The organism is Sulfurimonas sp. (genome assembly GCF_023229105.1).
Lineage (GTDB): Bacteria > Campylobacterota > Campylobacteria > Campylobacterales > Sulfurimonadaceae > Sulfurimonas.
Genome location: NZ_JALNZY010000063.1, coordinates 1 through 11,448 on the forward strand (window position 1 = coordinate 1; position 11,448 = coordinate 11,448).

The 11,448-nt window shown below is 35.4% G+C and carries 11 protein-coding genes; 6 read left to right on the plus strand and 5 right to left on the minus strand.

The window, feature by feature from the left end; translation table 11 throughout:
- Both M0Q17_RS08595 and M0Q17_RS08600 read left to right on the plus strand, forming a co-directional pair.
- On the plus strand, nt 1-1,917 hold a 1,917-nt coding region (locus tag M0Q17_RS08595; RefSeq protein ID WP_295085956.1), incomplete at its 5' end, for an efflux RND transporter permease subunit.
- A complete protein-coding gene (locus M0Q17_RS08600; protein ID WP_295085958.1) occupies nt 1,910-2,632 on the plus strand; it encodes an energy transducer TonB in 723 nt (240 codons plus the stop codon). The genes M0Q17_RS08595 and M0Q17_RS08600, both read left to right, overlap by 8 nt.
- A 68-nt stretch (nt 2,633-2,700) precedes the next feature.
- Here M0Q17_RS08600 and M0Q17_RS08605 read toward each other — a convergent pair whose 3' ends face one another.
- Nucleotides 2,701-3,459 (minus strand): carbonic anhydrase, encoded by a 759-nt coding sequence (locus M0Q17_RS08605; protein WP_295085960.1) that lies wholly within the window; start codon nt 3,457-3,459, stop codon nt 2,701-2,703.
- A 189-nt stretch (nt 3,460-3,648) separates the two neighbouring features.
- Between M0Q17_RS08605 and M0Q17_RS08610 the strand changes: the two genes are divergently transcribed.
- Nucleotides 3,649-4,893 (plus strand): NAD(P)/FAD-dependent oxidoreductase, encoded by a 1,245-nt coding sequence (locus M0Q17_RS08610; protein WP_295085961.1) that lies wholly within the window; start codon nt 3,649-3,651, stop codon nt 4,891-4,893.
- On the opposite strand, the gene M0Q17_RS08615 is transcribed toward M0Q17_RS08610, so the two are convergent.
- The 3 genes from M0Q17_RS08615 to M0Q17_RS08625 all read right to left on the minus strand — a co-directional run bounded on the left by M0Q17_RS08615 (nt 4,883) and on the right by M0Q17_RS08625 (nt 6,975).
- On the minus strand, nt 4,883-5,026 hold the full coding sequence (locus M0Q17_RS08615) for a hypothetical protein (protein ID WP_295085963.1): 144 nt from the start codon (nt 5,024-5,026) through the stop codon (nt 4,883-4,885). The two genes, M0Q17_RS08610 and M0Q17_RS08615, sit on opposite strands and share 11 nt — an antisense overlap.
- 139 nt (nt 5,027-5,165) lie before the next feature.
- Nucleotides 5,166-6,251 (minus strand): methyl-accepting chemotaxis protein, encoded by a 1,086-nt coding sequence (locus M0Q17_RS08620; protein ID WP_295085965.1) that lies wholly within the window; start codon nt 6,249-6,251, stop codon nt 5,166-5,168.
- A gap of 169 nt (nt 6,252-6,420) precedes the next feature.
- Nucleotides 6,421-6,975: a thiamine phosphate synthase gene (locus M0Q17_RS08625; RefSeq protein ID WP_295085967.1), complete on the minus strand. Its 555-nt coding sequence runs from the start codon at nt 6,973-6,975 to the stop codon at nt 6,421-6,423.
- A gap of 173 nt (nt 6,976-7,148) precedes the next feature.
- On the opposite strand from M0Q17_RS08625, the gene M0Q17_RS08630 reads away from it, so the two are divergent.
- Genes M0Q17_RS08630 through M0Q17_RS08640 form a run of 3 tightly spaced genes read left to right on the plus strand, consistent with a single transcriptional unit; the run spans nt 7,149 to nt 10,079 of the window.
- A complete protein-coding gene (locus M0Q17_RS08630) occupies nt 7,149-9,245 on the plus strand; it encodes a ribonucleoside triphosphate reductase (protein WP_295085969.1) in 2,097 nt (698 codons plus the stop codon).
- A 17-nt stretch (nt 9,246-9,262) separates the two neighbouring features.
- Complete coding sequence (gene nrdD, locus M0Q17_RS08635; RefSeq protein WP_295085971.1) at nt 9,263-9,415, plus strand: anaerobic ribonucleoside-triphosphate reductase; 153 nt, start codon at nt 9,263-9,265, stop codon at nt 9,413-9,415.
- Nucleotides 9,378-10,079, plus strand: a complete 702-nt coding sequence (locus M0Q17_RS08640) for an anaerobic ribonucleoside-triphosphate reductase activating protein (RefSeq protein ID WP_295085973.1) — start codon at nt 9,378-9,380, stop codon at nt 10,077-10,079. The genes nrdD and M0Q17_RS08640 overlap by 38 nt, the downstream gene beginning before the upstream one ends.
- 8 nt (nt 10,080-10,087) lie before the next feature.
- Here M0Q17_RS08640 and M0Q17_RS08645 read toward each other — a convergent pair.
- A partial coding sequence (locus tag M0Q17_RS08645; RefSeq protein ID WP_295085975.1) for a ChaN family lipoprotein occupies nt 10,088-11,448 on the minus strand: 1,361 nt, incomplete at its 5' end.

The window sequence follows — 11,448 nt, forward strand, 5'->3', positions numbered from 1 at the left end:
GGAATTATTGTCGATGATGCCATTGTTGTGAGTGAAAATATCCAACAATATATTGAAAAAGGCTACAGTGCAAAAGAAGCAGCCTATCTAGGAGCAAAAGAGGTCGCAAAACCGGTAGTTATATCCTCTATAACTACTATATTTTCTTTTATACCTCTTTTGATGATAAGCGGAAAACTAGGAGAGATAGTTCAACTCATACCAATAGCCTTTAGTGCACTTGTTGTTGCTTCGCTCATAGAGTCATTTATCTTTCTGCCACTTCATGCTACACATATTTTAAGTTCAAACTCAAAAACACGCTCCTGGGAGAGAGTAAATCTACTCTATCAAAAAGCCTTAGGCTTTCTTGTTTATTATCAAAAAAGTTTTCTGATGACATTTCTCATAATTGTGCCTCTTTTAATCTTTTACGGCGTACAAAAATCAAAATTTCAGATGTTTCAGCCCTTTGACGACTCCTCCATAAGTATTACATTTAAAGCAGATCCCACAACAACACTTGAGGAGTCTTTAAATATTGTGCAAACCTTAGAAAAAGAGATACTAAAACAGCAGAAGAGATTTTTTGTAAAGCAAGTAAGCTCTACCGCAGGATACAGAAGAAGTGCTACCGGCACCACTGAAATTTACCCGTATGTCGGCTATATATCTTTAGAGTTACACAAAATGAAACCCGAAAATTTTGTAGATAAATACATCACGCCTTACCTTAGTTTTTATTATGACCCAAAAGGTAGAATCAGAGATATCTCCTCACAAAATATTTCAAAAGATTTAAGAGTTTGGCTAAAAGAACAGAAGTATGAACAAAAATTTCATTTAAACAACCTCATGGTAGTGGAAAATAAGATGGGAAATACAAAAGCGGATATTCGCATCGGTGTCATTAGCGATGATTATCAAAAAGCGATAAAAGCCGTAAGAACCATAGAAGATAGTTTTAGCAAAATTGAGGGCATAGAATATTTTGGTAACGATATCAAAGTCGGTACTGATGAGATTAAACTTAAACTCAACCGTTACGGCGAGGAGCTAGGCATTACCGAAAAACTCCTAGGTAACTATGTCTCAAAACTCTACCTCTCTCTTAAGATTGCCACAATCTATGATGGAAAAGAGCTTTTGGATGTAAAGATAAAATCATTCAATTTTAAAGATGATTTGGAGAGTTTTAAAAAACTCGAAATACCTCTACAAAACAACACCTTTGTAAAGCTTGAGGATATTTGTGAATTTGAAAAAGTGACTGCCCTAGAGATGCTAGTCAAAGATGACGGCCATACCAACTTTTATGTTTTTGCAAATGTTGACCCTTTTAAAACGACAGCGACAGAAGTCTTACAAAAGATAGAGCCGACAATTCAAAAATTAAAAGAAGAGGGATTGGAGTTGAAACTTAAAGGCGAAGCAGAACAAAAAAAGAGCATGCAATCGGAGATGATATTAGCATCAATAGTTGCTATGATTTTAATCTTTCTCTCTATTTTATATCTTTTTGACTCCATAAGAGAGACCTTAATAGTAATGTCGGTCATTCCCTTCTCAATTCTTGGCGTTTATGTAGGTCATTTTATTATGGGTATTAATATCTCACTCCCCTCCCTCATAGGTACGCTGGGGCTGGCAGGCGTTATCGTAAACGATGGTATCTTGATGATGGCAACGATAAAAACCGCAACACATAAAGATGATATTTTCACTCTTGCCGCAAGAAGATTTAGACCTATTGTACTTACTTCTGTTACTACAATTATTGGGCTTTCATCACTGATATTTTTTGCAACGGCTCAAGCCGTAACATTTCAACCCTTAGCTATTGCTATTGGCTTTGGGCTTTTATGGGGAACGATTCTAAATCTTTTTTATCTTCCTACACTCTATAATTTCTTATTAGGTTATAAAAATCATGCATAGATATCTCTCTTCATTTATACTTAGTTCAATTGCTTATATACTAGTTGGAGTATTGATTATTTACTTTATCTCCATAGATACTTATAGTGATAAAACTACCAAAATTATAAATATACAAAAAGTTTGCCTCTCCACAGTTATCCCAAAAATAGAGCCTAAAGTAGAGCAGGAACCTAAGCCGATTGAGCCAAAACCAAAACCGATTGAGCCAAAACCAAAACCCAAGCCTAAACCAATTAAGCCAAAACCTGAACCAAAGCCGATTGAGCCGCAACCAGAGCCTGAACCTGTTGAGCCAGAGCCAGAACCCGAACCTACAGTGGAGCATACAGAAAGTAAAGTTGAAGAAAAAGTTACTCCTCAGCCAGAACAAACAAAAAAGCAAGAAAATATCTCAAATGTCGTTGCAGCAGCCAATGCTGATATGATGAAAGCAAAAAGGGAGTTGTTTATCGCAAATCTCATAAAGCGCATCAACAGCAATAAATCCTATCCAAGATCTGCAAGAAGAAGAGCAATAGAGGGAAATATTGAGGTTGAATTTACTATAACTGCAGACGGAGGCGTAAAAAATATCCAAGTCATCTCCGGTCATGATATTTTCAAAAAATCTGCCATCGAAGCAATAAAAAATAGTTTTCCTATTGACATAGAAAAAGGTGTGTTTAATTTTCCTAAAAAATTCAAGATTGATATCGTCTATATTTTAAAATAAAGAGATATAAGCTTTATTTACAAGGAGCTTAAACGCACAACGATATATATTCTATGGAAAAATAGTATCTACTGCATTACTTTTCTAGCGTTAATTGATTGGACAGGTCTGCTGTTTTCATGATGAAATATATCTAAAAACTCTTTTGTTTGAGTAGAAGATATAGTTGAATAATTTTGAAGAACCAACCATCTAACACCTTCACTGCACGGTGGAGTTGTCAAGGAGCCATTAAATCTATAATAAAATTTATCTTTTGGCAAAAGGCTGTTTATAAGCTCTGCCGATAGAGTCAAATCTGCTTTTTCTCCAGCCTTATGCGGCATATTATTCCAAATTTTTTCAATTATCGGATTCTCTTTACCATCTTCAAACATTAATGCTACGACTGCTAGCTCGCCTTTAGCAGAAGCATGAACAAAATGGGCTTCAAGAGGAAAGTTTTTACCTTCTATCTGATTTTCACTAGGTGTATGAAAATGAACTTGCTTTAAGGAAAATTTGATTTCGTCTATCTCAATGCTGCTTCCATCTTTAATATTTACTTGAATAGTATGACCGTTATTTATAACTTCCGATGCGGATGTTTTGTAATCAAATTTTATTTTTTCTAAACCTTTGGTTGTAACAACAACACTTTTTGAAATATTTATCGGAGACTGAGAGTTACCGTTTTTGCATAAACTATAATCAGCTGACAAACTACCCCAATTCACAGGTCCATCATGTCCTGTATATCCCCAATGAGTACCATGATCTCCCGCTAAAAGCGCACTACTTAAAAGTGTAGCCACTATTGTACTTGCTAAAATCCTACTAACTTTCATATCTAAACCTTTATAATAAATTCTTATATCGAAAACATTATATCAAAAAACATTAACAAATTAACATGATTAAATATCAAATATTTATCACATTTTAACTAGAAAACAAAAATTTATCCCCGTCTTATTTTAAAAATTATCAACTAAAGTCCCACCTATAAAATAATAAAAATTATATTAAAATGTCGCATGGATTTTAGAAAAGAGTATGACCTTATTGTTGTCGGCGGGGGTGCTGCGGGAATGATTGCAGCTATAACGGCAGCAAGAGAAAAAAAGAGTGTGCTACTATTAGAAAAACTCTCTCAAATAGGCTCAAAACTAAAGGCTACAGGCGGCGGACGCTGCAACCTAACAAACACTCTGACAAATGAGGAGTTTATGAGCAAATTTGGGCGTAACGGCAGATTTATGCAAGATGCCCTTAAAGAGTTTGATCATAATGCTCTTATGACATTTTTTAAAGAGATTGGGGTTGAGACACATGCACCTGATGGCTTTAGAGTATTTCCAACTTCACACAGTTCTCAGACAATTATATCAGCACTTTTAGAGGAGATACAAAGAGTCGGGGTATCAATTTTAACATCTCAAAAGGTTGAAAAACTTCTCCATGAATATACGCAGATAATCGGAGCCAAAACTGCTGAGAATATTTTTTACTCAAAAAGTGTAATAGTTGCAACAGGCGGTCTGGGCTACCCAACTCTTGGGGCCGAGGGAGACGGACATAACATGGCTATAGAGCTAGGACACAAAGTAACAGAGTTACATCCTGCCATGATGCCCCTTTATGTCAAAGAGAGATGGGTTGAGAGTTGCCGTGCCGATACCATCGCCAAAGTAGAACTTAGAATTGCCATGAAAAAACACTCTAAGATTAAAGCTATGGGAGATCTGATATTTACAAAAAATGGCATAAGAGGACCTGTAGTTCTAGACGTTGCAAGGGAGTTGACTCCTTTGTTGGATAAACATGGCGAAGTGCCAATTATGTTAAACCTTACAAAAGGGATGAATGAGGAGCAGATTACAAAGCATCTAAAAGATGAGGCGGTAAAAAATCCGCATGCAACTATTCTTGAGCTTTTAGCCACCACTCTACCGACTCCTCTCTCAAGTGCATTGTGTAAACTTGCAGAAATCAATACACAAGCCACATACAGCAATATTGCAGGGGCAGCAAAAGCAAAACTGGTAAATCTACTTACTTGGACACCACTTACAATCACGGGGCATGAAGGCTTTAAAATGGCTATGATTACCCGCGGCGGAGTAGATTTAAAAGAGATAAATCCAAAAACCATGCAGAGCAAGATTATAAACGGTCTATATTTTTGTGGAGAGGTTATGAACCTTGATGGTCCATGCGGAGGCTATAACCTGCAGTGGAGTTTTTCCAGCGGAAATCTAGCAGGAAAACTTAAGTTTTAAACTGCTCAAGCTTATTTGTTAAGTTAGAAGTCATGCTGTTTAGATGCTCGGATGCTGATGCAATCTCCTCCACACTTCTTGCATTTTTTGCAGAAATATCATTTATCTCAACTATTCTAGAAGAGATTGACATAATGCTTGATGCTGTATTTTGAAAATCATCAACTGTATTATCGGCAGCTTTTGTCGCATTATTTACAATTGTAGTAGTAGAGTTTATCTTACTCTACACACTATTTGATATCTTTACCAACTCATCCATCTGCTTTGAGTTAAAACTCATCTGTTATGAGAGTCGTTCTTTTTGTAGTTTCATTTATAATCTCAACCGACTCCTCAACATTTCTACCAACCTGCATTGAAGTTGTTGATAGCTCATGAGAGATAGAAGAGTTCTCAATAGAGCTGTTTTTTGCATCTGCTATCACACCTCTAAGCTCAACAAACATTATGTTTAGATTTTTAGCTAGCATACTAAGCTCATCTTTGCCACTTATAATAATCTGAGATGATATATCTTTGGTTTTTGTTATCTTATTCACAGAATCGCTTATTGTTTTTATTTGTGAATTTATTTTCTTAATAACAATCAACGCAAAAACAATCATAGTTACAAGTAAAACCGAGAATATAACTAACATCAACTTTTTTATATCTCTGTTTTTCTCATCCAAAAAAGCATCTGCGCTGCTAGAGAGCTCGCTTAACAACTCATCTACTTTATGAATCGTCTCTCTCATCTCTCCTAACATTCCATCTTTTTGAGTTAAACCTATCTCCTTGTATCCACCTACTAGATTATGGAAATCTTTTGAATAAGCATTAAGCAGAGCTAAAACCTGATTATATTCTGATGATTTTGCATCTTTGAGATCTGCTAAAAAGACATTTAATGATTTATTGAATTTTTCAAAATATGTAAGGTCACTTCGAAGCATAAAGTCCTTCTCTGCTCTGCGCAACATTAATATATCTGTATGAAGCTTATAGTTTTGATTTTTATTCAGTAAATCTTCTAGATTATGCACGCTCTCTCTTAGCGAGCCATAAAGACCATCTTTTGGGCCTAAACCCACTTTCTGCTGAGTTAAAACAATGTTTGTAAAATTCTTTGAGTAATCCTCTAATATATTTTTTAGATTTTCAATCTTGTCTGCGTTAACGCTATTTGACTCAAATTCTATATGCAATCTATCAACACTCTTTATAAGCTTTTCAAAGTTTTCATTATATTCGGCATGATATTTTAAATCATGTCTAGACAAAAAATCTTTTTCGTTGCGGCGTAGCATCTGTACGCTTGACTCAACACTCTTTACTTCATATTTTAAGTTTTCTAACTCGCTTATTTTTCCCATAGAGTAGAAAAAAACATGAAAAATCCTTAACGTCTTAATTTTATATATTGATAGTATTGTACTCAAAAAAAATATCTGACTGTGTATTAACTAAAATTGTTAAATTACAGGCAAGGTAGAGGTTGAGAATAATTGAAACAAAATAAGAAAAAAATATGTAAAACTTAAGTTATGACATAAAATATCTTATAGAAGCAAAACCGTAAACATCTGTCTCTTTTAGCTTTTTTATCTGCTCCTCACTTACTATTCCACCAAGCGCAAAAACGTCTATCTTGCATATCTTTAGCAGCTCCTTTAAATCATCTATACCTTTAGGCTTGCCCTTGTTTGGTGAAGTAAATATTGGACTGTATGTAACTGCATCCGCACCTAGTTTTTGAGCTAGCAAAACTTCCTCATGAGCATGAGTGCTTATTATGACTTCCAGTCCCAAACTCTTAGCCTCTTGTATCTTTGTAAACTGAGTTGATGTCAGGTGTACTCCTGCTACTCCAAGCTTTTTTGCCAACCCTACATCTTGGTGTAAAAAGCTTTTAAGCCCCTTGTACTCGGCGCAAACTTCCGCAAAAAGTGTCGCCATCTTGTTATAGTCTGGATTTGATTTATCTCTATAAAGAACATGTGAAGGACGATGCTCTTTCAGTTGCAAATGTAACTTTGAGTGAAAAATGTCTGGAATATTTGTGTAAAATTCTTCTGATGTTATTAAATATTTCTTCATTTTTTCTACTTATCTATTAAGATGAAATTTTTTACAATTTTTTACAATCTCATAATTATACCCTAGGGCAATTAATAGAGCTTTTAGTGACACGTATGTGACGCTTTTCATTATATGTTTTTAACTTCTTATCTTATAAACTACGAATTATAATCTAAAAAAGAGGAGCTGTAATGGTTGAAAATATTTTAAAAAGAGATGGCACGCATGAAGAGTTTTTATCTTTTAAAATTGAAGACGCTGTAAAAAAAGCTTTCAAATCTCAAAGCGTTACATATGATAGCGCAATATTTTTCAATGTTCTTACACAACTCAAAAACAAGAGAGTCGTTGCAGTAGAAGATATACAAGATTTAATAGAAAAAGAGCTCTATAAAGCAAGATATTTTGATGTTATGCGCTCATTTATGGTCTATCGTCATACACACAAGATGCAAAGAGAGCATGCACTTGATGAAGATACTACTTATATAAATTCCACACAAACTATAGAAGAGTATATCTTAGGAACTGACTGGCGCATCAAAGCCAACTCAAACACCGGTTACTCCAACGCAGGACTTGTAAACAACACAGCAGGTAAAGTCATAGCAAACTACTGGCTTGATAAAATCTACTCAAAAGAGGAAGGATATGCTCACCGCAACGGTGATTATCATATCCACGACTTAGACTGCCTTACTGGTTACTGTGCAGGCTGGTCTCTTCGTGTTTTACTAGATGAAGGTTTTAACGGTGTTAGAGGCAGAGTTGAGAGCAGCGCACCGCGTCATTTTCGTGAAGCATTGGGTCAAATGGCAAACTTCTTAGGGATACTCCAATCAGAGTGGGCAGGTGCTCAGGCGTTTAGTTCGTTCGACACCTATTTAGCGCCATACGTATTTAAAGACAAACTGCCGTACAATGAAGTAAAAAAAGCTATCAGAAGTTTTGTTTATAACCTTAATGTACCGGCTCGTTGGGGACAATCACCTTTTACTAACATCACAATAGACTGGACAGTACCGGAGGATTTAAAAGATCAAACTCCAACATCAATGCAGCTTCATCTTTTTAAAAATGTTTTAGATAGCGAACTTGAAGAAGAAGCAAAACATAGAGGGGCAAACTCTCTTAAAGATATGACATACAAGCATTTTCAGCCAGAGATGAACCAGATAAACAAGGCTTACTATGAGATTATGACTGAGGGGGATTTGACGGGTCAGCCTTTTACATTCCCGATTCCTACAGTAAATATCACTGAAGACTTTGACTGGTATGGAGAAAACACAGATATCCTATTTGAAAATACGGCAAAAGTAGGTTCCTCTTACTTTCAAAACTTTATCGGTTCACAGTATAAACGTGATGCTGATGGAAACTTAGTTCCAAATGAGGAGGCATATAAGCCTGGACATGTAAGAAGTATGTGTTGCAGACTTCAACTAGACTTACGTGAACTTCTAAAGCGTGGAGGCGGACTCTTCGGTTCAGCTGAGATGACAGGTTCTATCGGCGTTGTTACCATTAACATGGCTCGTTTAGGTTTTCTTTACAAGGGAAACAAAGAGGGTCTTTACAAGCGTTTGGACGAGCTGATGCAACATGCGAAATCTACGCTAGAGAAAAAACGTCTGTTTATCCAAGAGATGTACGACAGAGGTCTTTTTCCATATACAAAAAGATATCTTCCCGGATTTAAAAATCACTTCTCAACTATCGGTGTTAATGGTATGAATGAGATGATTCGCAACTTTACAAGTGATAGCTACGATATTAGTGACAAACGTGGTGAGGAGTTTGCAATCGACCTTCTTGAGTATATTCGCAGCACAATGGTAGAGTTTCAAGAAACAACTGGAAATCTTTACAATCTTGAAGCAACTCCTGCTGAGGGAACTACTTATAGATTTGCAAAAGAGGATAAGAAGCGCTACGGCGACTCAATTCTTCAAGCTGGAATGGAGGATAATATCTACTATACAAACTCTTCACAAATTCCAGTTGATTTGACGGATGATCCATTTAAAGCACTCGAACTTCAAGACGATTTACAGTGTAAATACACTGGCGGAACTGTTCTTCACCTCTATATGCAGGAGAAAATAAGTTCCATAGAAGCTTGTAGAAAGCTTGTTAAAAACGTAATAACAAACTTTAGACTTCCGTATATAACGGTAACACCGCTATTTTCTGTTTGTCCAAAACATGGATATATAGCTGGTGAACATGAGTTTTGTCCAAAATGTGACGAAGAGCTTTTGGGCGAAGTCACTATCGCATCTTAATAAAGGAGGTAAAAACAATGAGCAAAAATGAAGCTTTAGCTATGTTAAAAGACAGAAGACAAAAGTGTATCGTTTACACAAGAGTTATGGGTTATCACAGACCTGTTGAGAGTTTTAATGTAGGGAAAACTGGTGAGCACAAACAAAGAAAACAATTCACTGAGTGCTAATGTAATATATGATTTAACATCATTTACCCACTTGGATTATCCAGACCACCTATCTTGTATAGTGTGGTTTAGTGGGTGCAATATGCGCTGCGACTACTGCTACAACAAAGATATAGTTTTTGCCAAAGATGGCAAATACAGCTACAGAGATATTCTTGATTTCTTAAAAACTAGAGTAAATTTACTCGAAGCTGTTGTTTTATCTGGCGGCGAAGCCTCCTCTTATGATTTGGTTCTGTTTTGCCACAAGATAAAAGAACTCGGTTTTAAAATTAAACTCGATACCAACGGCACAAATTATCTGCATGTAAAAGAGTTAATTGAGTTAAATCTTCTGGATTATGTGGCACTTGACTATAAGGCACCCAAAGAGAAATTTACCCAAATAACACACTCAAACAAGTTTGACGAGTTTTCTAAGACACTTGATTTTTTAATCGGCAACACAATTAACTTTGAAGCCAGAACAACACTCCACTCTGATCTGCTTAACGCTGATGATATAAATGAGATTATTGCTGATTTAAATAGCCGTGGCTATAAAAACAACTACTACATTCAAGAGTTTTTAGATACCGGAACAAGCATTGCAGATTTAAAAGAACCAAAAAACAGATTTAACCGCTCACTGCTACATAAAGATATTAAAATTGTTTTTAGATAATCCAAAATCTATTCCGAGAAACTTACCGTTACGTCAATTTTTTTAGAACCTCTCATAAGTGTCAAAACTAAGCTCTCATTTACAAAGGCAAGCTCTGTTTTAATGTCGGTTATGCTTTTTACTTTAATGCCGTTTATTGCTAAAACACTATCTTTGGCTTCAATCTTTGCTTTTTGTGCCGGTGAATGTTCAACAAGTTTTTTGACACTTAAATTATTATCATCCTTAAAGTATATACCGAGTTTTTTTGCTTGCTTAGTCGTTACAGCCGATGGATAGAGGAGATAATCAGCTATGCCCGGTTCAGGATCTGTAAGATTTAAGACTATTATACCACCCTCTACTCCTCTTCTTTTGGCTCTGTTTGGAATTCCATGCCCATGCATAATATGTCCGTTACCGGCTAAAACAGCCATTGAGTGCTCTGGATTTTTCTGCATAAAGCTTACCATATTCTCTGCCATAGACTCATCCCAAAGTAGCTGTGCATGATAAAATTCATCAAAATTTTTAAAACTTTTTGATTGATGCATACCAAATATACCTCTTAACTGCTCTTTATATTTCTGGTTATCAAAATCTATTGAGTTAGGAATCAGAGCGAGTTCATCACTTGAGAGCGCATCAAAACCTCCGTTTACCACTTTATTTGTTATATCCCTATCTATATTTAGCGCTATAATCGGTAAGTGTTTCTCTTTTGCAAAAAGAATAATTGGACGATACAGCTCATAATCATACTTCCATCTCTTAAAATACTCTGTTTTGGTGAGCATCTCTTTTTCGCTTATTTTTCCTGCTATATAGTCATCTAAATATTTCTGAAACTGCTTCTGAAACATCTCCATACCTATTGAGAGATGAGGGTTATGCTTATACATGGCTTTAATAATTTTAAGCTGATTTAGATGACTTGAAAACTCAGTATGTTTCTCTCCAATATATACGACTCTGTTTTTTGCTATCTCCTCGATTACATCATTTAAATTCTGTGTCTTTGACTTTATTGCGTATGAATCGCTGTTTATATTATAAATAACACCCTTTTGGGATACTTTAGTTCTCTTGTCTACAATCTTCTCATCTTCAAAAACTACTTCAGAGTATTTTCCAAGGTGTTGGAGTTTGTAAAAAAAAGATTCTGATAGCTTTTGCATATCAAAAACAGCAACAACATACTCCTCATTCATAGGATTTTTAAACATCTCAATTTTAGCATCACCTTGCATTTCAAATGCGATAGAGATTTGATTTAAAAGTGCGTTTTTAGCACCTAAAATAAATATATTGCTATTTTTAAGCTCTTCAAATGTTACCTCATCGGCATATTTAAAGTTTTTAAATATCTTTTTAAACTTAGAGAACTTCT

What these genes read in the sequence shown, in the direction of transcription:
- M0Q17_RS08600 (WP_295085958.1), top strand. Translation starts at nt 1,910, where the DNA reads ATGCATAGATATCTCTCTTCATTTATACTTAGTTCAATTGCTTATATA.
- M0Q17_RS08610 (WP_295085961.1), top strand. Translation starts at nt 3,649, where the DNA reads ATGGATTTTAGAAAAGAGTATGACCTTATTGTTGTCGGCGGGGGTGCT.
- M0Q17_RS08625 (WP_295085967.1), bottom strand. Translation starts at nt 6,975, where the DNA reads ATGAAGAAATATTTAATAACATCAGAAGAATTTTACACAAATATTCCA.
- M0Q17_RS08615 (WP_295085963.1), bottom strand. Translation starts at nt 5,026, where the DNA reads ATGTCAATCTCTTCTAGAATAGTTGAGATAAATGATATTTCTGCAAAA.
- M0Q17_RS08605 (WP_295085960.1), bottom strand. Translation starts at nt 3,459, where the DNA reads ATGAAAGTTAGTAGGATTTTAGCAAGTACAATAGTGGCTACACTTTTA.
- nrdD (WP_295085971.1), top strand. Translation starts at nt 9,263, where the DNA reads ATGAGCAAAAATGAAGCTTTAGCTATGTTAAAAGACAGAAGACAAAAG.
- M0Q17_RS08630 (WP_295085969.1), top strand. Translation starts at nt 7,149, where the DNA reads ATGGTTGAAAATATTTTAAAAAGAGATGGCACGCATGAAGAGTTTTTA.
- M0Q17_RS08620 (WP_295085965.1), bottom strand. Translation starts at nt 6,251, where the DNA reads ATGGGAAAAATAAGCGAGTTAGAAAACTTAAAATATGAAGTAAAGAGT.